The organism is Aquabacterium sp. (genome assembly GCF_036279655.1).
GTDB lineage: Bacteria > Pseudomonadota > Gammaproteobacteria > Burkholderiales > Burkholderiaceae_C > Aquabacterium.
Map to the genome: position 1 here is coordinate 1 of NZ_DASUIT010000083.1, position 22,275 is coordinate 22,275.

Sequence of the window (22,275 nt, forward strand, 5' to 3'; positions counted from 1 at the left end):
ATCGTTCGGGTTCACCCCCTCGCCAAAGACCAAGGTATCGATCTCGCCCGTCAGTTGCCCTTGCAGGCTGACGGTGGTGCCGACACCCGACAGCACGTAAGTGTCTGCGCCTGCACCGCCTGTCAGAGTGTCCCCCCATCCGGTGGCGGTCAGCACATCTGCCCCCTCGGTGCCCGTCTGAGTGATCCCCGTGGCCACCACACGCGTAATCGTGTTCGCAGCCACGTCGGCTGGTGCCCATGTCACCCCATCATCAAAGACCACCGTCAACACCGGATCGGGCTGCCCGGGCTGCGGCATGACCGCGACGCTGTCACCACTTGCCTTGTGAATGAGCACCAGTACGCCGGGAATCAGCGGGGACTCAAGGGTCCGGTATACGACCTCCACATCCGACGACGAGATGCCATCGAGAAAACGCAAGATGATCGGCCCGGATGCCTGGACCGTGTCCTGACTGAAGCCCCGTCCAAATTCGAACACGGTGCCTGCGCCCCCTTTGAGCACATCGCGCCCGCCACCGCCTTGCAGGACATCTGCACCGCCACCGCCCGACAGCGTGTCGTCACCGCCCCCCCCGAGAAGGGTGTCGGAGCGACTGCCGCCGGTCACCAGATCGGCGCCAGCGCCCGCCATGATCAGCGCAGGCTCAGACGACAGGCCGTGCAGTTCATCGCCATACGGGGTCGCTGATGCGGCCAGGCGATGATAGAGATCGGCATAGCGCCAGACCGTGCCATCGGCAAAGGTGAAGGACTGGACCGTCTGAGCGTCGTTGAGATAGCCATTGAAGAAATTGGTGATCCGGATCTCATCGTCGCTGGAGCGGCGGACCAGCACCAGATCACTGCCGACACGCAAGGCCAGGACGTCCGAGACGCTCACCCCTTCAGTGAACTCGACACGCTCTTGCGAGAGGGTGTCATGCACGATCACATCACGCCCCCAGGTCGCACCGAAACGATAGGTATCGTTGCCCGCCCCGCCACACAGCGTATCGTTGCCCGATCCGGAGACCAGGGTGTCGTCGCCCTCATGGCCCAGAATCTCATGGGGGCGAGCATCGCCCGCCAGAACATCGGATGCGGATGTGCCTTGAACGAAATACCGCGAGTTTTCGGTCAGACGCAGTTGCGCCAGGATCGCAGCCGGATACAAGGACGATCCGTCTGCAAATTGCAGATGGTCGAGCCCTCCCAGATGGTCCAGCGGGCCAAAGGGACGAGCCACAACGATCCGATCGCTCGAATTGCGGAAGGTGATGGTCCACTGACCCCACTCGACAATCTGACCCGATTGCACAGCCGAGCGGTAATCCGTCTGTGTGAAGATCAGATCGGAAGCGGTGACGCCCGGCCCGAATCCCAGGGCGGTCGCGGTACTGCTCGAGCTCAGATCCAGCTGGTACAGGCCAAATCCGGGCGTCAGGGTGATGGTGTCCATCGTCGTGCTCCATGCTTTATGTCTTGATGGCGAGCGGCGGAAAGCCGTACGCAGTGCATGGCATTGTCTTCGATCACCGCTTCACATCCACCTCGGGGTTTCGCCCCCCTTGGAAGAGGGGACCTCACACCTTGCGCGGCCCCGCCACCCCCCGCTCGACCACATAGCTGGCCTGCGTGTGAAAGCGCGCATCCGCCCGCACCGGGAAGGCCGTGGCCCTGAAGTCACAGCGCAGCAACTCTGGCGTGACATCAAAGAGCGAGTAGCCGCGCTCGTCGCTGCGCACATGCAGCAGGTCGGGGTTGCTGCCCTTGAGCCAGCTGTTGAGCAACTCGCTGAGGCCCTTGGAGGTGATGGAGCTGGTGACGAACTCGCTGGCGATGATCGGGCTGGCAGGGTCACGCGGATCCTGACGCAGATTGGCCGCCACATGGCGATGCACATCCCCCCCGAGGCAGACCACATCGGGCACCCGGGGCTGGGCGATGGCGGCCATCAGGCGCTCGCGGGCCTTGGGGAAGGCATCCCAGCCATCTGAATAGACCAGCTCCCCCAGGGGCGAGCGGAAAACGCCTGGCGACATTTGCGTGGTCTGACCGATCAAACGCCAGTGCCCGGCGCTGCGGGCCAGCGCGTCCGCGAACCAGGCCTCCTGGCGAGCACCCAGCATCGATCGGGCGGGCTGCTCGATCTCGTCGCACTTCCACAGCAATCGCCCGCTGAACGGCGCATGCATACCCATGCAGACATTGGCATCGCGGTGCTGCCGGGTGTCGAGCAACCAGAGATCCGCCAACTGCCCCCACTGGTACTGGGTGTACATCGGCGCATGCGGCCCCACGGGCGCCCGCTTGGGCGAGACCGGCATGTGCTCGAAGTAGGCCTGGTAGGCCCAGCGCCGCACCCAGGAGAATTCCTCGGTGGACAGGTCGCCATCGGGGTCGGTCAGACCGTCGTAGTCGTTGCGGACCTCATGGTCGTCCCACATCAGCAGCCAGGGGTGCGCCGCGTGGCAGGCCCGCAGATCGGCGTCGAGCTTGTACATCGCATGATGAACGCGGTAATCCGGGAGCGCGAAGTGGATGCCGAACTCGGGGCGGTGCTGGCGCATCCTCAGGCGCCGGGGGGCCTCGGTTTCGTAGATGTAGTCGCCCACGAACAGGACAAAGTCGATGTCGCTGGCCGCGATCTCACGGTGCGCCGTGAAGTGGCCCATCTCGTAGTGCTGACACGAGGCCAGCACGAAGCGCAGGCGATCGACCTCTGCCGAGGGCTCCGGGGCCGTGCGGGTTCGGCCCACCGGGCTGCTCTGTCCCCCGGCGATGAAGCGATAGTGGTAGATGCGGGCAGGGCGCAGCCCCTCGACCTCGACGTGCACGCTGTGGCCACGCGCCGGGTCGGCCACGGCCTCGCCCTGGCGCACGATGCGGGTGAAGCGCGCATCTTCGGCCATCTCCCAGCGCACGAGCACGGACTGCGGCGGCATGCCACCATCGGGCTGCAGGGGCTTGGGTGCCAGACGCGTCCAGATCACGACACTGGCCGGCAGAGGTTCACCGCTGGCGACACCCAGCGTGAACACCTCGGCCGACGACACCCACTGACGCAGGGCCGTCTCCGCCCGCACGGGACGGGCAAACACTTGGGTCCAGGCCCACAAGGCGGCGGCGCGCGAAGCGCCGGACAGGAAGTCGCGTCGTTGCATGAAGGTGCCGATTATGCGGTCGCCCCGCCTGCGGAACGCGGCACAATGGGGCGATTGGTCCCTGACGATGGAGTGCACCATGCCGACTCGCCCCAGCAACCCCGACCCTTCCGGCGCCAACCCCTCTGGCGCGTCCACCCCCTTCTCCGGCCTGGGCGCGGGCCTGGAGTTCTTCCAGGACTGGATGAAGGCTGCGTCCAGCGCCTTGCCCAATCTGGGCGCGGCCGCTGCCCCGACCGGCAGCGCCTGGGCCATGCCCACGCTGGACCCCGAAGAGCTGGACAAGCGCATCCAGGAGCTCAAGACCGTGCAGTTCTGGCTGGAGCAGAACGCCCGCATGATCGGCATGACCATCCAGACCCTGGAAGTGCAGCGCATGACGCTCAATACATTGCGCGGCATGAAAGTGCCGGTCGATGCCCTGCGCGACGCCCTCAAGGCCCAGCCAGCGCAAGCCGCCCCAGCGGCCGATGCACCGCCCCCGACAGGCAGCGACAGCCCGGCCGACGCCGGCGCGTCAGCGGGCGTGAACCCCATGGCCTGGTGGGGCACCCTCACAGAACAGTTCACCACCCTGGCCTCCCAGGCCGTGCAGGCTGGGCAGGACGCCATGAGCGGCTTGCAACCCACGCCCGCAGCAAGCTCTTCCGACGCCGCCCCACCCCAGGGCGCCGCGAAGAAGGCCCCTCGCACGAGCAGCGCACGCAAGACCTCGGCCGGCGGCTCGGACGACACGCCGGCCAAAGCCGCCCGCAAGACCACGCGGCGCTGACCGGGGCCCGGGTGTCGCAGGGATGTCACACCCGGCAATTCGGTATGGACAAAGCGGCCCACTCGGCCGTCCACTACACACCTCATTGATCGAGCCGCGCTGAACGCAGGTCCAGCGTGGCTGGTTTGCGTTCTGACGATCTCATCGGGTGATGTCTCCATGCTCGCGCTCTTTTCTCCTCTCTCCGCTCTGTCGTCCGCCCGTGCGGGCACCTCACGGCAGCCCCTGCACTGCCTGAGCCTGATCAGCCTGGCGCTGGCGTGCGGTTCCGCCGCCCAGGCCCAGTCCAGTTCGGGCGTCGAGCTGTTCGGCCGGCTGGACCTGGGCATGGTGGCCTTCAAGGGCATCCAGGCCAAGACCACCACGGTGCTGGGCAGCGGCATGAGCCACGGCTCCTTCCTGGGCGTGCGGGGCGAGGAAGACCTGGGCCAGGGCTACAAGGCCGTGTTCGTGATGGAGCATGGTCTGCATGCCGACTCGGGCGACACCAACCAGCCCGAGCCCTTGTCGGGCCGCCGTGTGCCTGAATACGCCACGCGTGGCCTGCCTGACGAGATCGCACCGGTCATGCAGGCGGCCCTGGGCGACTTCCTGATCGAGAAGACCAAGCAACCCTTCTGGGGGCGACAGGCCCTGCTCGGACTGATCACGCCGGTGGGCGCGGTTCTGGGTGGGCGCCTGTACACGCCGGCCTACGAGATCTTTGATCGCTATGACCCCATGGAATCCGGCAATGTGGCCGACCCCTATGCCCTGCTGGCCGTGCCCGAGGCCATGGAGGTGCGCACCAGCCGCACCCTGCAGTACCGCATCGAGATCGACGGCCTGAGCGCGGCACTGGCCTGGTCGGGCGCCTCCAGCGAGGGCCTGACGCCGACGGGCCGCTTCATCGGCGGCTTCGTGGGTTACGAGACCCCGACCTTCAGCGCCTCGGTCGCCCATCAGCAGCGCAAGAACTCCCAGGGCCGCGCCGAGCTGAGCAACACCGTGGTCGGCGCCTGGTGGAAGATCGATGCTTTCAAGCTCATGGGCTCCTACATCGTGGCGCGCAACGATCACCCTGAGTTGGGCCTGGCGCTGCTGGCGCAGACCGAGGGGGTCTCGTCCGACCCGGATGTGCAGGCGGCCTTCACGGCCAGTGCCCAGGCCGTGGGCCGGCAACTGCAGATCGACAGCCACCTGGTGACCGTGGGTGTGCAGTACCGCCCTGCGCCGCAATGGCGCCTGATCGCCAACCACGCCCGCCTGCGCGAAGACAAGCTGGCGGCCGGCCAGGCCCAGTTGTGGGGTGCCGCCATGGAGTACAACCTGTCCAAGCGCACGGCGCTGTGGACCGCTGCCGCCTACATCGACAACCAGGCCGACCAGCAGGTGGCGCCCATCACCTCGAACAACTTCACGGGTTTCGCGCTGCGTCCCGGCCAGGCCACCTCGGCCCTGCAGGTGAGCATCAGCCACCAGTTCTGATCCCTCCAACACCCCCGAGAGAGTGCCCCCCATGGGGTGCACCCTCGAAGGGGATGGCGCCATCGCCCCGGGTTTTGCACACTCCGCCACGTTGTGCATGTTTGACCGAGGTCGCGCCATGAATGTTCGTCTGCCCTCACGCTCCCAGCCCATCCCCTTCGACGACCCGCTGCATCGCGCGTCGGGCGTCCCCGCCCGCGCGGCGGTCCGCTGGTCCCAGGCACCCGTGGAGGCACCAGCCCAGCCACAGCCCCACACCATCCATCAGGGCCACGCCAGCCTCATGCCGATGCGCTCCCTGGCGCGCGCTCAATCCATCGTCCAGACCAGCGCCGGACAGGCGCGCCAGGCCACGGTTCGCTACGACGGCACCCAGTCCTTGAGCGTGCGCTCATCGGCCACCGGCCGGCACTACCGCTTTGCCCACCCCGGCGCCGTCGAGGTGATCGATGCGGCCGATCTGACCCTGATGCGTCGCATCGAGGACATCACCGTGCTGTGACCCTGGCGGGCTGCGACACGCTACAGTGTCGGCATGAACATCAATGTGCACCGCCATCAACGCCAGAAAGAGGTCGTGGACGCCCTGCGCGGGGTGCTGCCCGAGCGCAGTCTGCTGTGGCACGACGAAGCCGTCACCCCCTATGAATGCGATGGCCTGAGCGCCTACCGCCAGCGTCCGCTGGTGGTCGCCCTGCCCGAAAGCCACGAGCAGGTGGGCGCCGTGCTCAAGGCCTGCCATGCCCTGGACGTGCCCGTGGTGGCCCGAGGCGCCGGCACCGGCCTGTCCGGTGGTGCCCTGCCCGATGCCATGGGGGTGACCCTCTCGCTGGCCCGACTCAACAAGGTGGTCCACATCGACCCGCTGGCCCGCTCGGCCATCGTGCAGTGTGGCGTGCGCAATCTGGCCATCAGCGAGGCGGCCGCGCCCCATGGGCTCTACTACGCGCCCGATCCCAGCAGCCAGATCGCCTGCACCATCGGCGGCAATGTGGCCGAAAACGCAGGCGGCGTGCACTGTCTGAAATACGGCCTGACCGTGCACAACGTGCTGCGCGTGCGTGGCTTCACGATCGAGGGCGATCCCATCGAGCTGGGCAGCGAAGCACTCGACGTGCCGGGGCTGGACCTGCTGGCTGCCTTCATCGGCAGCGAAGGCCTGCTGGGCGTGGTCACCGAAGTCACGGTGCGCCTGCTGCCGCGCCCTCAGGTGGCGCGTTGCGTGCTGGCCAGTTTCGACGACGTCGCCAAGGCGGGTGATGCCGTGGCCGCCATCATTGCTGCAGGCCTGATCCCCGCGGGCCTGGAGATGATGGACCGCCCGATGACGCTGGCCGTGGAAGATTTCGTCAAGGCGGGCTATGACCTGGACGCCGCGGCCATCCTGCTCATCGAAAGCGATGGCACCCCCGAGGAAGTCGAAGAAGAGATCTTCCGCCTGACCGAGGTGCTGCAGCGCGCGGGGGCCACGCGCTGGGACATCAGCCTGGACGAGTCGCAACGCCTGCGCTTTTGGAGCGGGCGCAAGAACGCCTTCCCCGCCACAGGCCGCATCAGCCCGGATTACCTGTGCATGGACGCGTCCATCCCGCGCAAGCAACTGGCGACCATGCTGCAGACCATCGAGCACCTGCAGGGTGTGCACGGCCTGCGGTGTGTGAATGTGTTCCATGCCGGCGACGGCAACATGCACCCGCTGATCCTGTTCGACGCCAATGATGCGGGCCAGCTCCAGCGGGCCGAGGCCTTCGGCAACGACATCCTGCGCACCGCCGTGCAACTGGGCGGCACCATCACCGGCGAGCATGGCGTGGGCGTCGAGAAGCTCGATGCCATGTGCACGCAGTTCAGCGACGACGAGCGTGCCCAGATGCTGGCTTTCAAGGCCGCCTTCGACCCCAAGGGCCTGCTCAACCCCGGCAAGGCCGTGCCCATGCTGGCGCGCTGTGGTGAATTGCGGGGCGTGCGGCGCAGCGGCGCGCTCAGCCAGGCGCTGAGTAACCTACCGCGCTACTGAGCATCGGCCAAAGCGTCTCAAGCCGAACGGTTGCGCGCCTGGTAGAGCATGTCCAGCGTGATGTGACGCACCTCCAGCTTGCTCTGCTCGATGTGGGCACGCAGCAGGCGTGTCGCCTCATCCACGCGGCGTCGCGTGATCGCCCGGATGATGCGGGCATGTTCATCGTAGGTGGCCTGCACCCGCGCCGTCTTGGTGAAGTCCAGTCGGCGGATGATGCGGATGCGCTCGGTGATGTCGTCATGCACGCGGGTCATCTCGTCGTTGCCGATCGCATGCACCAGCGCGCTGTGGAAGTTCTCGTCCAGGCGATCGACCATGGCCTGCACGGGGTGGCGATCGGCCTCGCTCACCAGCCAGGTGTCGGCCAGGGACTTGAGCACGGGGCGGTCCTCCATCTCGCACAGGCGGGCCACGGCGTGGGTCTCCAGCAGCACCCGGAAGTCGTAGAGCTGATCGAAGACCTCGAAGTCCAGGGGTGACACCTGCCAGCCACTCTTGGGAAACACCATCAGAAAGCCCTCGCGCTGCAGGCGCTGCAAGGCCTGGCGCAACGGTGTGCGACTGACCTGCAGGCGATCGACCAGATCGCTCTCCGAGAAGCGGTCACCAGGCAGCAGCACGAAGTCGAAGATCAACTGCTTGATCTGCCCATAGGCGCGGTCGGCCAGGGAGCTGCCATGAGAGGGCACCTTGGGCGTCGGGCGCGCCGGCACGCCAATGACGGACGGAAGGGGGGGCATGGTTTTCATGGTGTGGGCAAGGGCACCATGCTGACATGGGCCGAGACGATTTTCCATCCTTGCGGCATGCGCACCCAGGTCTGGGTCTGAAAGCCATGCAGGGGCGTGTCGCTGCGCGTGAACTCGGTCATGGCCACGGCCAGGTCGGGCCCGAAGGCGGTGATGCGCACATCGTGCAGGGTGCGGGTGAAATCGGGTGGACTGACCGTGGCCCGGTAGGCCACCAGCGCACTGTGGCCCAGTTGCCGATCGCAGATGCCGTAGCGTGTCACGGCCCCATGGTCCCAGAAGTAGTTGTTGAGTGCATGGACGTCATTGCGCATCAGCGCAGCCTCGTAGTCCAGGAAGATGCGAGTCAGCTCGGAGACGACCTCGGGGTGGTTGATGTCACTGGCGTTCATCATGGTTCAGGCCGCCTTTTGTGCGTCTGCGGCGCGCTGAGCCATGTAGGCCCGCCAACCGCCAAAATGGCTGATGTCCAGGGCCCCCTGCAGGCCCGCCGGCTCGCAGATGAAGCCTTTGACCCAGCGACCATCGGCCAGCTCGACCGAGCCCAGGCCCAAAGGCGGCGGGATGAGGGCCAGGAAGGAGCCCACCTGAGACAGCGGCAGGGCATAGACCTCCACGGCGATGGCGTGTCCCGTGTCTGGGGGCGCGTCGGCGGCGATGCGCGCCAGCCCCGGCTTGGGCGGCACGGTGCCTGGCAGGGCGTGGAGCTGATAACAGGGCGCCGTGTGGGTGGCCTCGATGAGGCGAGCCCGGCGCTCGACCAATTGGCCATGCAGGGGCATGCCTTGCAGGTGCGCGCCGACCACGGCCAGGGACAGTGTGGGTTCGGCATGGGGCTCGCGCTCAGGCCAGGCCAGGTCCAGATCGGAGGGCTCGGCCAGCCCGTGGCCCAGGGTGTGCCGACCCGTCGCGGCCAGGCACTGCTGCCAGCAGGCGCCGAGGTCGGCCAGAGCCGCGTCGCTGCCGCCGGGAGCGATGAGGGTGATGCCAAAGGGCAGCCCGTGGTCCAGCACGCTGGCAGGCAGGGCCAGCGCGGCCAGCCCCAGCAGGTTGACAAAGTTGGTGTAGGTGCCCAGTTGGGCGTTGCACCCGACAGGATCGGACTGCACGGCGACCTGGGTGGGGTGGGTCGGGGCGGTGGGCACCATCAGCACATCGATGCCCTGCCAGATCGATGCGGTCTGGGCCGCCAGCGTCTTGAGCCGATAGATCGCTTCGAAGGCGCTGGCTGCATCGTACTGGCGCGCCCCTTCGACGATGCCGCGCACCACCGGGTTCATCTGGTCGGCCTGGGTGTCGATGAAACCCCGGATGGCCGCATAGCGCTCGGCCACCCAGGGGCCCTCGTACAGCAAGCGCGCCACGGCCGAGAAAGGCGCCAGATCCAGCGGCACGAGTTCGACCGGCCAGGCATGGCCTTCGCGGTCCTGCAACTGTGACCACTGAGCGCGCGCGCGCTCGAAGGCCTGCGCATAGGCCGCGTCCCCAAAGAATTCAGGCGTGCGTGGCACCCCCACCCGCAGTGGGCTCTGCGTGGGCCAGCGTGGCGGCTGCCAGTTCACGGCATGGAAGACCGGTGCGCCGGCCTCAGGCCCCTCCATCACCGCGAGCACACGGGCGGCATCGGCCACGGTCAGGGCAAAGATGGACACGCAATCCAGGGTCTTGCAGGCGGGCACGACCCCGGTGGTGGGCACCAGTCCCGGGGTGGGCTTGAGACCCACCAGGTTGTTGAAGCCTGCCGGCACCCGCCCGGAGCCGGCGGTGTCCGTTCCCAGGGCAAAGGGCAGATCGCCGCGCGAGACCACCACAGCCGACCCCGAACTGGACCCCCCACTGACATGCTGGGCACTGAAGGTGCTGCTGGGCACCCCGTAAGGTGAGCGCGCACCGACCAGCCCGGTGGCGAACTGGTCCAGATTGGTCTTGCCCACCATGATGGCGCCAGCAGCCATCAGGCGCCTGACGGCCGTGGCCGATTGCGCCGGTGTGTAGGCATAGGCCGGGCAGGCGGCCGTGGTCGGCAAGCCCGCCACATCGATGTTGTCCTTGACCGCAAAGGGGATGCCGTACAGCGGCAAGGTGGCCGGTGACTGCCCCTCCAGCTGTCGCAGCTGGGTTTCGATCATGCCGGGGGTGGCGCGACTGATCCAGGCCGGATCATGCGGAGCCACTCGGTCGGCCCGGTCGGCAGCCTCGATGAAGGGGCGCAGCACTTCCTGAGGGCTCAGCCGGCCGTCCCGGTAGGCGGCCAGCAGGCCCGCGATGGTGTGGGGTGTGGTGTTCATGTCATTCATCACTCAGGGCTTGTAGCAGCGCCGCACTGGGGGCGGTCCAGCCCACGATGGCGCCCTGGGCGCGGATCATCTCCAGCGTGGCCGCCTTGAAGGCCGGGAAATAGCTCTCGGTGCCATCCTCGATCAGCAGGCAGTCCAGGCCTCGGTCATTGGCCTCGCGCATGGAGGTCTGCACACAGACCTCGGTGGTCACGCCCATGACGATCAGATGCGTGATGCCTCGGGCCTGCAGTTCGGCCATGAGCGGTGTGGCGTAGAAGGCGCCCTTGCCCGGCTTGTCGATCACCAGCTCGCCGTCAATGGGCGCCAGCTCGGGGATGATGGCGTTGCCCGGCTCGCCCGCGATGAGGATGCGCCCCATGGGGCCGACGTCACCGATGCGCAAGCGGGGCGCGCCGCGCAGGCGCTTGGCGGGCGGGCAATCACTGAGGTCGGCGGCGTGGGCTTCGCGGGTGTGCACCACGAAGGCACCCGCGTCGCGCCAGGCCTGCAGGACGGCGCGCACCGTGGGCACGATGGCCTGCAGCAGCGAGACGTCGTTGCCCAGGCTCTCGCCGAAGCCGCCCGGCTCGACGAAATCACGCTGCATGTCGATGATCAGCAAGGCGGTGTGGGCCAGCTCGAAGGGGTAATCGAATGGCTGCGCGGCAACCCGGCGTGGGCGGTGTGCATCCTGGCTCATGCGGCCTCCATGCGGTGGGAAGTCTGAGTGACCTGCGGGTCGGTCGGAGGCGCGGCGTGGCCGTGGCCGCCGGCCATGAAGGCGCCCAGCACGCGACGGTCGGCCTCTGCGGCATCGCACTCGTGCACCAGTTGGCCCTCGCTGATGACCACGATGCGGTCCGCCAGGCTGAGCAACTCGTCCAGGTCCTCGCTGAGCAGGAGCACGGCTCCGCCCCGCTCACGGACCTGGCGCAAGCGCCCGTGGATCTCGGCCACGGCGGCAAAGTCCAGGCCGAACACCGGGTTGGACACCAACAGCACATCGACCTGCCCTTCCAGCTCACGCGCCAGCACGGCACGCTGCACATTGCCACCGGACAAGGACCGGATGGGCGCGTTCTCGCCCTGAGTCTTGACGCCATACTCGGCAATCAGGCGCCGAGCCTGCTCACGCAGGACCCTGGGTCGCAGCCAGCCCCCACGTGCGGCTGGCGCCTGGTCGAACCGACGCAGGCCCATGTTCATGGCCACGCTGAGCTCGCCCACACAGGCATTGCGCAGGGGCTCCTCGGGCAGGCTGCGCACGTTCAGGCGCTGGTTTTGATCACGGCGCGCCTCATAACGCTCACCCCGGATGAACACCTCGCCGGACTCGCGCGGGCGTTGACCGACCAGGGCCTCCATCAGCTCACGCTGCCCATTGCCCGACACCCCGGCGATGCCCAGGATCTCGCCACTGCGCACCTGCAGGCTCAGGCCCTGGACCGCACGCTCGCCTCGATCGCCCAGCACACACACCGCCTGCACCGACAGGCGGACCTCGCCTGGGGTCGCCGGCGTGGCGGTCACCGCCTCCGGCGCATGAGGTGCCGCCTCGGCGAGCACCTCGGCCAGGGCCTCACGCTCACCCACCATCGCTGAGGCCAGCTCGGCAGGCGTGGTGTCCGCGACCCGACCGGTGCACATGAGCCGGCCCCGCCGCAGCACGCTGACATCGTCGGCCACGTCCATGACCTCGCGGAACTTGTGCGTGATCATGATGATGGAGACATCGCCCGCATGGGCGCGATCACGCAGCAGGCCCAGCACCTCATCGGCCTCCTGCGGGGTCAGCACCGAAGTGGGCTCATCGAGGATCAGCAATCGGGGTTTGAGGTAGAGCTGCTTGAGGATCTCGAGCTTCTGTTTCTCGCCGGCGGACAAGTCCATGGGGCGGGCATCGAGGTCCAGCTGGAAGGGGGTGGTGGCCAGGAAGGCCGCCAGCTCGGCGCGCACGGCCTTCCAGGGCACGATGGCGGGCAGCGTGCCCTTGGCCAGCAGCAGGTTCTCGGCCACCGTCATGCCGGGCACCACCGTGAAGTGCTGGTAGACCATGCCGATGCCCAGCTCACGCGCCACCACGGGCGAGCTGATGGCCACCTCGCGACCATCGACCAGCACGGCGCCGTCATCGGGCAGGTGGTAGCCCACCACGGCCTTGACCAGGGTGCTCTTGCCGGCTCCGTTCTCGCCCAGCAGGGCATGCACGGTGCCCGGCCTGACCTCGATGGACACGCCATCGAGCGCCGTGAACGCCCCAAACCGTTTGGTCAACTGATAGGTGGACAGCGACAAGGCGCCAGTCTTGGGCGGGACGGGATCCAGCGGTGCGGTCATGGTGAACTCCCTTGCAACATCAGGCCTGCATCTCGCGGCGGAAGACCTCGAGCGTGCGGCTCTTGACGCGCACGAACTCGGGGTCGGCCATGGACTCTGGCACGCGGGGACGCGCCAGGGTGAAAGGCACGATCTCGGCGATGCGCGTGGGGCGGCGCGTGAGCAGCAGGATCTCGTCGGCCAGGAACACGGCGTCTTCCAGGTCATGCGAGACGATGACCATGCTCACGCCCGTGGCGAGGTGGGCCTCTTGCAGTTTCTCGCGGATGAACAGGGTCATCTCGAAGTCCAGCGCCGAGAAGGGTTCGTCCAGGAACATGACTTCGGGGCGGGGTGCCAGCGCGCGCATGATGCACACCGTCTGCATCTGACCGCCCGACAGTTCGTAGGGGTAGCGTTGCAGGTCGAAGCGGATCTCGAAGAGCTTGATCAGCTCGTCCACGCGGGCTTGCACCTCGGCTTCTTTCATGCCGTGTCGGCGCAGGGGGTAGGCGATGTTGTCGCGGGCAGTGATCCAGGGGAACAGGGCATCGCGGTAGTTCTGGAAGACGTAGCCGATCTTGGTTTCCTTCAGGGTCTTGCCATCAAAAAGGATCTCGCCTTTGTCCAGTGGGATGAGCCCGGCGATCATGTTCATCAGGGTCGACTTGCCGCAGCCGTTGGGGCCGAAGATGGACACGATCTTGCTGCGGGGCAGGTCGAGATCGAAGTTGGTGTACAGGGGCTGACCGGCAAAGGACTTGCACAGGCCGCGCACGGTGACATGAGGGCGCGCTGTGGTCGCCTGGGGCGCGGGCGCGTGTGGTTCAGCGGCTAGGGCGACGGCGCTCATGGATGGGTCCTTTTTGGGGGGCAGGTGTGAGGATGGAGGGATGCGCGGTGGAAGCGAAGCAGGCAGAGGGGTGCACAGCTTCGCTCATGCCCGAGGCAGTGGCCTCGGGCGCTCGCCACGCACGACCAGTCCACCGGACTGTTCGTGTCGGGGCTCTCTCCCCCGGTCGGGCTTCGCCCAACCTCCTCCTTTACTTCGCTACGCCATGCACCCCTCTGCCTGCTTCTTGCACCGTGCTGGCGGGAGGGAGGGGATGTGCGGCGGCGTTCGCCGCCACACATCCCCAAGCCTTCGCGCAGCGAAGGCCTTGCCAGAGCGCGACTAAGCCGCTTGGCGTGGGTGGTCGGCAAAGCGAAGTAAAGGGGGAGCCCAGGCACAGCCTGGGCGGAGGACATGAGCGACGCCGACCACCCACGCCAAGCGGCCAGCTCAAGCGGCGGAAACCCCATGAAGTTCATGCCTTGCCACTCCAATGAACGACCTTCTGCTCGATCAACAAAAAAACCAGATTGAGCAGATACCCCAACGCCCCCGTGATCAAGATCGATGTGTACATGTCCTTGACGTTGAACACCTGCTGCGCATCAATGATCCGATGCCCCAGCCCCGTCTCCGACCCGATGAACATCTCCGCCACGATCACGATCACCAGCGACATCGACACCCCCGTGCGCAAACCCACAAAGGTCTGCGCCAGACTCTCCATCAACATCACATCCTTGAACACATGCCAGCGCGACACGCCCATGATCTGAGCCGCCATCACCCGCGTCTTCTTGGCATTCATCACCCCATAAGCACTGTTGAACAACACCAGCAACACCGCCGCAAAAGCCGCAATGGCGATCTTGTTGGCATCGGTGATGCCAAAGATCAGCAAGAAAAGCGGGATCAAGGCCGACGACGGCGTGGACCGGAAAAAATCGATCAGGAACTCGACGCTGCGGTAGGCCGACACCGAACTGCCCAACATCACCCCCAAGGGCACCCCGATGGCCACGGCAATGCCAAAGGCCGCCAGGGTACGCCACAAGGTGGCCAGGAAGTCCTCCTTGATGGCCCCGCTGACGATGCTCTCCCACAAGTGCACCAGGGTCTCGCCCGGCGGCGGCAACAGCACGGGCTTGACCCACTGGGCAGCGATCACCAGCTCCCACAGACCAAACAGCAGCACAGGCCCGACCAGAGGCAGCAAGCGGGCATCGAAGAGGCGGTCGATCGGCTTGGGGATCATGGCGCTCAGCCCACGTAGATCAGGGGCTTGACCGGCACCGTGCGCGAGAAGATCTTGCGCTCGGTGAAGATGTCAAAGAACTTCTGAAAGTAGCCCAGATCGGAGGCGGTGAACTCGTTGTAGAGCGTGAAGCCCGCCAGAGGCACCTCGTTGACCAGGGACGCATCAATGGAGGTGAACCCATCGATGTGGCGGCGCACCTCGGCCGGGTTCTTGCGCACGAAGTCCACCGCGCGGGCATAAGCTGCGATGTACTTTTTGGCCTCGGCCGGGCGCTCCTTGAGGAAGGTGGTGGTCACGCTGGCCGAGCCTCCAAACCAGGGCGCGTCGGCTGCCCCCAACACGTATTTGGAGATCACACCGTTCTCCAGCACCCGCGTGAGCCCCTTGAGGCGGCCCGCCGTGCCCGTGGGCTCCAGGGTGTAGACGGCATCGAGCTGGTCGGCCGCCAGGGCCGGCACGTGCTGACCGATCGGCAACTCGACCACCTTGGGATCCACCACACCGTTCTTCTCCAGGATGATCTTGGCCAGGGTCACGTTCTGGATGCCCGGGCCCGAGGCCACGCGCTTGCCCTTGAGCTCGGCGATCGACTTGATCGGGCTGTCCTTGGGCACCACGAACTGGTCGAGCACCAGCTTGTGGTTCGAGGGGTTGGAACAGATGATCTTGAACAGCCCAGGCGAGGTGATCTCGGCCAAGCCCAGCACCGCCGAAGCCGTGCCGTTGGCCGAGCCGTGGATGCGCCCGGCGATCATGGCCTCGGCCACCTGCTGTGCACTGGCGAACTTCACCCCCTCGACATTCAGCCCGGCCTCCTTGAAGAAGCCGCGCTCCAGCGCCGTGAACAGCGGCAGACCCGAAGCGATGGGCCAGTAACCGATGAGGATCTTGTCATCGCTGGCGCGTGCGGCAGGCAAGCCCGCGCCCAAGGCCATGGCGGCCGCGCTGGCCTGCAGGAACTGTCGACGGGGCGTACGTGAAGTGGCATCGGTCATGACGGTGTGTGCTTTCGATGAAGTAACAAGAAGATCCGGGCGGGATGGCAGGCCCGCCCCTCACAGAGAATCCAGGGCCTTGATCACGGCCAGGGAGTCGGACACCGCGCCGAACACCCCGCCCTGCATCTTGATCATCTGGAACGCCGCCGCATGGTTGGCGGGATCGGTGGCGCCGGTGCAGTCGGTCAGCATCACGCATTCGAAGCCGCGGTCATTGGCCTCGCGCATGGTGGTGTGCACGCAGACATCGGTGGTGATGCCCGTCAGGATGAGGTTCTGGATGCCCCGCGTGTGCAGGATCAGCTCCAGATCCGTGGCGCAGAAGGAGCCCTTGCCCGGCTTGTCAATGATGGGCTCACCCGCCACGGGGTAGAGTTCGGGGATGATGTCCCAACCCGGCTCGCCCCGCACCAGGATGCGGCCGCAGGGCCCCATGTCGCCGATGCCCGCGCCGATCTGCTGCGAGCGCCAGCGCTTGTTGGCCGGCAGATCGCTCAGGTCAGGCCGGTGGCCCTCCCGCGTGTGGATCACATGCAGGCCCACGCGACGGGCGGCGGCCAGCAAAGCCTTGAGGGGCTCGATGGGTGCCCGCGTAAGCGACAGGTCGTAGCCCATCTTGTCAACATACCCACCGACCCCGCAGAAGTCGGTCTGCATGTCGATGATGACCAAGGCCGTGTTGCTCGGGCGCAGGTCACCGTTGTAGGGCCAGGCATAGGGTTGGGCGTCAACGTAGGTGCTCATGCAGCCTCCTTGGGGGCGCTCGGTTGGGGCACGGCAAAGAGCGTGCTTTGCGCGGGGGTGTCCAGCAGATTGGTCTGCGGGCCGGCATACGGGCGGGTGGGTGGAGCGAAGCCGCAGGAGCGGCCATCGGTGTGCACCACCTCGGCGGACCAGGGCAGTGAGAAGGTACCCGCCACCATGTCCTGCATGAAGGTGTAGGGGCAGTCCTGTGCGCCACCTTTCACCGCCACATAGCCGCGGTGGTAGAGCTGGTAGATGTTGTTCTCGACGCCCCAATGCACACGGGCCTCGCGGATCAGGTCAGGGCGCACCTCGGCACAGACGATCTCGTCCGGACGGCCGCCACCCTGGACCATCACGGTGCCATCGAAGTCGCAGACCATGGCCTCGCCCATGGAATCGAAGGTGCCATCGCTGCCGCACAGGCAGACGCTGGCCGTGACCATGAGATTCTGGAAGGCATTGGCCTGGTTGGTGATCTGCCAGGCATGGCGGATGGGCGCCGTGTAGCCGGCCGTGCGGATCATCAACTCGGCCCCCCGGTAGGCGCACTCGCGCGCCATCTCCGGGAACATGCCATCGTGGCAGATGATCAGGGCCAGCTTGACACCCTTGGGTCCGTCGATGACAGGGATGCCCATGTTGCCGGGCTCCCAGGGCTCGACGGGCACCCAGGGATGGAGCTTGCGGTAGTACAGGCGCAGCGTGCCCTGATCGTCAAAGATCAGGCCGGTGTTGTAGGGGTTGCCGCCCGGGTTCTTCTCCATGATGGAAAAGCAGCCCCAGATGCGGTGCGCGATGCAGGCCGCCTTGAAGGCCGCCACCTCGGGGCCATCCAGCGTCACCATCAGTTCGTCGGCCGTGCTCATCGACAGGCCATGCAGCGCGTACTCGGGGAAGACCACCAGGTCCAAACCCGGGTAGCTGCGACGGGCCTTGCCCACCATGTCGACAATGCGCTGGGTCTGTGCGGCCAGTTGCACCGGGGTCTCAACCACCGGCAACTGCAATTGCACCAGGCCCACCACCAGACCCGCAGGTGATTTGTTCAATCCAGCCAGTCCACTCATGACAACTCCTTGATCAACGCGAGACACCCAACTCCATCGGCGCGCCCTGCAGCGAGCGTTTGGGACTGCAGGTCCACACCAGGATCAGCAAGGTCAGCGCATAGGGCATGGCATTGAAGAGGTGGTAGCCCGCGCTGATGCCCACCGACTGCAAGGCCGGCCCCAGGGCACCTGCCCCACCGAACAACAAGGCCGCACCCAGACAGGCCACCGGCCGCCAGCGCGCAAAGATGACCAGGGCCACCGCGATGAGGCCCTGCCCGCTGGACAGGCCTTCGTTCCAGCTGCCCGGGTAGTACAGCGACAAGGACGCGCCCCCCAGACCCGCGATGAAGCCCCCTGCCGTGGTGGCCAGCACCCGCACGGTGTTGACCGAATAACCCAGGGCGCGCGCCGCATCGCTGCTGTCCCCGGCCATGCGCACGATCAGACCCCAGCGTGTGTGGGCCAGGGCCCAGGCCATCAGCAAGGCCAGCCCCACACCGACCGGGAACAAGGCGTTGATGCGCAGGGCCGCCTGCACCGCCGGTGAATCGCTCCAGCCGCCCAGGTCCAGCGACGGGATCTGGGCGGCCTGCGGTTGGATCAGGGCCTTGCCCAGGTAGAAGGCCAGGCCCGAGCCCAGCAGCATCAGGGCAATGCCCGTGGCGATGTCATTGACCCTGGGCAGCGAGCACAACAAGCCGTGCAGCATGGCCAGCAAGGCACCGCAGCACCCTGCGATCAGCACGCCCAGCCAGGGCGATCCGGTGAGGTAGCTGCCACCAAACCCCGCCATGGCGGACAACACCAGCACCCCTTCCAGGCCCAGGTTGATGCGACCGGATTTTTCCGTCAGGCACTCTCCCAGGCTCACGAACAGAAACGGCGTGCCGACCCGGATGGCGCCGCCCAGCACGGCCAGGGTCACATCGGTCCAGACATCCAGGCTCATGATGCAAGCTCCTCGATGGTGGGGGCCTTGGCCTTCGCCACCGGTTCATGGGCCACTGCACCCGGCACCGGTCGGGTCAACAGCTCGCCCAGGCGACCGCGCAGCGCCTCACTGGCCAGGATCAACACAAAGGCAAAGCCCTGTAGCACCAGCACCGAGGCATCGGGCAGGTCCAGGCGGCGCTGCAGCAAGGAGCCCGCCGCGCCAAAACCGCCAAACAGAATCGCCACCGGCACGATGGCCCAGGGGTTGTGGCGCGCCACAAAGGACACCAGGATGCCGGTGTAGCCCAGCCCCGCCATCAGGGACGCATTGGCATTGGTGTGAACCGCCGCCACCTCGATGGCGCCAGCCAGCCCTGCGGCGCCGCCTCCCAAGGCACACGCCGTGATCACCAAGGTGGGCACCGGCAAGCCCACCAGACGCGCCGCCCGCGCATTGCCCCCCACGACCCGTGTGGCAAAGCCATGGGTGCTGCCATAGAGCCAGATGCCCGCCAGCACGCAGGCCAGGGCGCCCCAGATCAGCCCCCAGTGCACCTCGTAGCCCGGGATCAGGCCCAGCAGAGTGTCCTCACGCAGGGGCAGTGTCGATGGCTTGTTGAGACTGTCGGGGTCGCGCATGGGACCCTCGACAAAATGCTTGAACAAGGCCACCGCCAGGTAACTCATCAGCAGGGAGCTGATGGTCTCGTTGACCCCGCGGAACTGCCTCAGCGTGCCGACCAGGGCCATCCACACAGCCCCGGTCAGGGCGCCGGCACACAGCACCAGCGCCGTGCCTGCCACGCCGCTGGGTGGCGACAGCACATAAGGCAAGGCCGCACAGCCCAGCCCGCCCAGCACCAGCGCGCCCTCGCCGCCAATCACCATCAGACCGGCGCGCTGCGGAATGGCCACACACAGGGCCGTGAGCATGAGCGGCGCAGCGCGCTGCAGCGTGTTCTGCCATGAGAAGGCATCCCCGAAGGCGCCCATGAACAGCAAGGTCCAGGTCTCCACCGGCGACGTGCCCCCCAGCCAGACAAAGCCGCCAAAGAGCAGCACCGCCCCCGCCAAAGCCAGCAGGGGCAGGGCCACCGCCTCGACCGCGGCGCCCACACCGGAAGGAGCGTGCGTGCTCATGGCGGTTCCCGGTCAGACCTTGCCGATGACGCCTTCGACCAGATAGTTCATCTGTTCGAGCGCCACGTCCACCTGCTTCATCGTCGTGCCCTTGGGGATCACCACCTTGCCGGTGTTGTCCTTGAGTTCGCCCTTGAAGATCTCGAACTCGTCCTTGAGCATGGCCGCCTTGATGGCATCGGCGTTCTTGCGAGCCCCTTCGGGCACCATGGCGCCATACGGCGAGGTCTTGACGAAGCCCTCTTTCAACCCCCCACGCAGGAAGTTGGGATGGGGCTTGCCCGTGCGCGCCGCCTCGACGATCTGCTTGTAAGGCGTGACCCAGTTCCACTCAGCCCCGGTCAGGTAGGCCTGAGGGGCGAGCTTGGCCTGGCTGGCGTGGTAGCCGCACACGAACTTGCCACGCTTGGCCGCCGTCTCGACGATGACCTTGGGGCCATCCACATGCATGGTGAAGACATCGACGCCCTGGTCGGCCAGGCTGTTGGTGGCCTCGGCCTCCTTGACCGGCATGGACCAGTCGCCCGTGAAGATGACCGAGCAGGTGATGTCGGGCTTGACCGAGCGCGCGCCCAGAGTGAAGGCATTGATGTTGCGCAAGACCTGCGGGATGGGCTTGGCCGCAATGAAGCCGATCTTCTTCGACTTGGTCATGTGCCCGGCGATCACGCCGTTGAGGTACTGACACTCATCGATGTAGCCAAAGAAGCTGGCCACGCTCTTGGGGTGCTTGGCCGCATCCCACAGCCCGCCGCAATGGGCAAAACGCACATCGGGGTTCTTCTTGGCAACCTCCAGGATGTGCGGGTTGAAGTAACCGAACGAGGTGGGGAACAGCAGAGTCGCCCCATCCTGGGAGATCATGCCCTGCATGGTCTTTTGCACGGCCTGCGTCTCGGGCACGTTTTCTTCGCCGACGATCTTGATGCCGGCCATCTTCTTGATCTCGGAGGCGGCTTCGTAGTGCGACTGGTTGTAGCCGAAATCGTCCTTGGGGCCCACATAGATCATGCCGATGGTCAGCGGCTTTTGCGCCAGCACACGCTCAGGCAGGCTGCCCAGCGCCAGGGAAGCGCCCGTGGCGCCTACACCCTTGATCCATGTCCGACGATTCCATTGGTCCATTGCCATGCTTTGCTCCTTGCACCCAAGAGGGGCGACCAGTGATGTACATACTGGTATACAAGCAATGCATGTGCCAAGAAAAAAGCGACCCCGCAGGGTCGCTCTTGGTGCACCGACGCCGGTCGGTGCCTGCCGATGGGGCGGGCTCAGCCGCCCGTCAGGGCCTTGACGATCGAATCCCAGAGGGAGCCGCTGCCACCGGCCGACTGCACGGTCGGATCGGTCTCGTAGGCCTTGATCACGGTGCCGGTGCGGCTGATCAGGTTATCCAGGAAGGTTTCGACCGACCTGTAGTTGGCTTCCTTGATCGCCGTGCCACCAAACCCGACGATGGTCAGGCAATGCGAGCCGATCAGGTTGCGCTTGTAGGGCACATAAAAGCCAATGTTGGGATAGGGCTTCATGGCGTCCGTCCAGGCCTTGATCTCGGGCTTCCACTTGGCCAGCAGCAAAGGCTCGCGCGCAGAGGCCGACGTGGCGGCGGCGATCTCCGGGTAGAAGTCGCGGTAGGAGAAGTCCGAGTAGATCGAATCGGCCTGGAACACAGCATAGCCAAAGCGGTCCTGCGGGTAGACCTGGGCCATGGCCGGCGTCAGCGAGCCCAGGTTGTTGGCATCGCCATAACCGGGGTAGCGGGCCATCAGCTTGGTGACCAGACCGTCGGGGCCATCCAGGCCCCAGGCCTCACGGATCTTTTCATGCAGCTTGAGCGATGCGGCCTGGCCACCGCGGGGGGCCTGCATCAGCGGTCCGGAGTCGGCCAGCAGGGTCGACAGCTTGGGCTGGATGGCCTCGCGCAGGACACCGTAGTTGCTGGTGGAGCCCGCACCGCCCGCCGAGAAGCCGGTCACCAGCAGGTGGTCGGGCTTGGGCATGTTCTGGGCGATCCAGTTGGCCAGGGCCTCGCCATTGCGTGCGCCACGGTGCATGTAGGTCAGCGCCGGCTTGGTCGGATCGGCATCCGGGTACACGGCCGTCTTGTTGCCCGTGTGCACATCGCCGGTGCAGTAAGGCACGTAGATGATGTTCCAGGATTGCGTCTGGATGCTGGTGAAGGGGTTCACGCGCGAGGTGAAGGGAGTGACCAGGCCGAACGCGGCCATGGTCAGGCTGCTCATGTAGTTGGCAGGCACGCCCTTGGGGTTGGACGCCCCCAGCAGACCGCCTTCACCATTGCAGGGGCCCTTGGCCCAGCAGGCACCACCGCCCTCGAACATCACGACCGTCTTGGAGGTCTTGGGCGTGCGGTTCACGAAGATGCGATACGGCGTACCATTGCCGCACGACGCGCCCGTGCTGGCGGGCATCTCGACGGATTCCCACTTGTAGTAGGTCTGTGCCAGCGCGGAACCGGAGGCCAGCAAGGCCGCCACGGCCAGCAGACTGCTGGCGCGCAGGCGTGGTGCAAGAGTAGTGCTCATGGACGATGTCTCACTCGG

General features: G+C 66.4%; 20 protein-coding genes. 4 read left to right on the top strand and 16 right to left on the bottom strand.

The genetic code is table 11. From position 1 onward, the window contains the following. Positions 1–1,443: calcium-binding protein (locus tag VFW84_RS10130; RefSeq protein WP_329680336.1), on the bottom strand; the 1,443-nt coding region annotated here is incomplete at its 3' end. 124 nt (positions 1,444–1,567) lie between these two features. Next, positions 1,568–3,148: an alkaline phosphatase D family protein gene (locus VFW84_RS10135; RefSeq protein WP_329680337.1), complete on the bottom strand. Its 1,581-nt coding sequence runs from the start codon at positions 3,146–3,148 to the stop codon at positions 1,568–1,570. Between the two features lie 79 nt (positions 3,149–3,227). On the opposite strand from VFW84_RS10135, the gene VFW84_RS10140 reads away from it, so the two are divergent. The 4 genes from VFW84_RS10140 to VFW84_RS10155 all read left to right on the top strand — a co-directional run bounded on the left by VFW84_RS10140 (position 3,228) and on the right by VFW84_RS10155 (position 7,404). After that, positions 3,228–3,920, top strand: coding sequence for a PhaM family polyhydroxyalkanoate granule multifunctional regulatory protein (locus tag VFW84_RS10140; RefSeq protein ID WP_329680338.1), 693 nt, complete (start codon positions 3,228–3,230; stop codon positions 3,918–3,920). Positions 3,921–4,079: 159 nt separating this feature from the next. Beyond that, the gene (locus VFW84_RS10145) at positions 4,080–5,387 is read left to right on the top strand and encodes a porin (RefSeq protein WP_329680339.1); all 1,308 of its coding nucleotides are present in this window, start codon (positions 4,080–4,082) and stop codon (positions 5,385–5,387) included. A gap of 118 nt (positions 5,388–5,505) precedes the next feature. Beyond that, complete coding sequence (locus VFW84_RS10150) at positions 5,506–5,889, top strand: hypothetical protein (protein ID WP_329680340.1); 384 nt, start codon at positions 5,506–5,508, stop codon at positions 5,887–5,889. Between the two features lie 33 nt (positions 5,890–5,922). Next, positions 5,923–7,404: an FAD-linked oxidase C-terminal domain-containing protein gene (locus VFW84_RS10155; protein WP_329680341.1), complete on the top strand. Its 1,482-nt coding sequence runs from the start codon at positions 5,923–5,925 to the stop codon at positions 7,402–7,404. A 17-nt stretch (positions 7,405–7,421) separates the two neighbouring features. On the opposite strand, the gene VFW84_RS10160 is transcribed toward VFW84_RS10155, so the two are convergent. The 14 genes from VFW84_RS10160 to VFW84_RS10225 form a co-directional block, all read right to left on the bottom strand. Further along, positions 7,422–8,147, bottom strand: a complete 726-nt coding sequence (locus tag VFW84_RS10160; RefSeq protein WP_329680342.1) for a GntR family transcriptional regulator — start codon at positions 8,145–8,147, stop codon at positions 7,422–7,424. A 5-nt stretch (positions 8,148–8,152) separates the two neighbouring features. After that, complete coding sequence (gene hpxZ, locus VFW84_RS10165; protein ID WP_329680343.1) at positions 8,153–8,551, bottom strand: oxalurate catabolism protein HpxZ; 399 nt, start codon at positions 8,549–8,551, stop codon at positions 8,153–8,155. 3 nt (positions 8,552–8,554) lie between these two features. After that, positions 8,555–10,444, bottom strand: a complete 1,890-nt coding sequence (gene atzF, locus VFW84_RS10170; RefSeq protein ID WP_329680344.1) for an allophanate hydrolase — start codon at positions 10,442–10,444, stop codon at positions 8,555–8,557. A gap of 1 nt (position 10,445) precedes the next feature. After that, positions 10,446–11,135, bottom strand: coding sequence for an isochorismatase family cysteine hydrolase (locus VFW84_RS10175; RefSeq protein WP_329680345.1), 690 nt, complete (start codon positions 11,133–11,135; stop codon positions 10,446–10,448). Beyond that, entirely contained in the window at positions 11,132–12,772 is a 1,641-nt protein-coding gene (locus tag VFW84_RS10180) for an ABC transporter ATP-binding protein (RefSeq protein ID WP_329680346.1), read from the bottom strand. Before VFW84_RS10180 ends, VFW84_RS10175 begins: the two co-directional genes overlap by 4 nt. A gap of 19 nt (positions 12,773–12,791) precedes the next feature. Beyond that, the gene (locus tag VFW84_RS10185; RefSeq protein WP_329680347.1) at positions 12,792–13,604 is read right to left on the bottom strand and encodes an ABC transporter ATP-binding protein; all 813 of its coding nucleotides are present in this window, start codon (positions 13,602–13,604) and stop codon (positions 12,792–12,794) included. 454 nt (positions 13,605–14,058) lie between these two features. Next, positions 14,059–14,838 (bottom strand): ABC transporter permease, encoded by a 780-nt coding sequence (locus VFW84_RS10190; RefSeq protein ID WP_329680348.1) that lies wholly within the window; start codon positions 14,836–14,838, stop codon positions 14,059–14,061. Positions 14,839–14,843: 5 nt separating this feature from the next. Beyond that, positions 14,844–15,836, bottom strand: a complete 993-nt coding sequence (locus VFW84_RS10195; RefSeq protein WP_414638957.1) for an ABC transporter substrate-binding protein — start codon at positions 15,834–15,836, stop codon at positions 14,844–14,846. Between the two features lie 60 nt (positions 15,837–15,896). After that, the gene (locus VFW84_RS10200; protein WP_329680349.1) at positions 15,897–16,583 is read right to left on the bottom strand and encodes an isochorismatase family cysteine hydrolase; all 687 of its coding nucleotides are present in this window, start codon (positions 16,581–16,583) and stop codon (positions 15,897–15,899) included. Beyond that, entirely contained in the window at positions 16,580–17,653 is a 1,074-nt protein-coding gene (locus VFW84_RS10205) for a formamidase (RefSeq protein WP_329680350.1), read from the bottom strand. The genes VFW84_RS10200 and VFW84_RS10205 overlap by 4 nt, the downstream gene beginning before the upstream one ends. 13 nt (positions 17,654–17,666) lie before the next feature. After that, complete coding sequence (locus VFW84_RS10210; RefSeq protein ID WP_329680351.1) at positions 17,667–18,587, bottom strand: ABC transporter permease; 921 nt, start codon at positions 18,585–18,587, stop codon at positions 17,667–17,669. Beyond that, positions 18,584–19,711, bottom strand: a complete 1,128-nt coding sequence (locus VFW84_RS10215) for an ABC transporter permease (protein ID WP_329680352.1) — start codon at positions 19,709–19,711, stop codon at positions 18,584–18,586. The genes VFW84_RS10210 and VFW84_RS10215 overlap by 4 nt, the downstream gene beginning before the upstream one ends. A 12-nt stretch (positions 19,712–19,723) precedes the next feature. Continuing rightward, the gene (locus VFW84_RS10220) at positions 19,724–20,842 is read right to left on the bottom strand and encodes a BMP family ABC transporter substrate-binding protein (protein WP_329680353.1); all 1,119 of its coding nucleotides are present in this window, start codon (positions 20,840–20,842) and stop codon (positions 19,724–19,726) included. Between the two features lie 140 nt (positions 20,843–20,982). Beyond that, the gene (locus VFW84_RS10225; RefSeq protein ID WP_329680354.1) at positions 20,983–22,257 is read right to left on the bottom strand and encodes a pectin acetylesterase-family hydrolase; all 1,275 of its coding nucleotides are present in this window, start codon (positions 22,255–22,257) and stop codon (positions 20,983–20,985) included. Between the last annotated feature and the right edge of the window lie 18 nt (positions 22,258–22,275).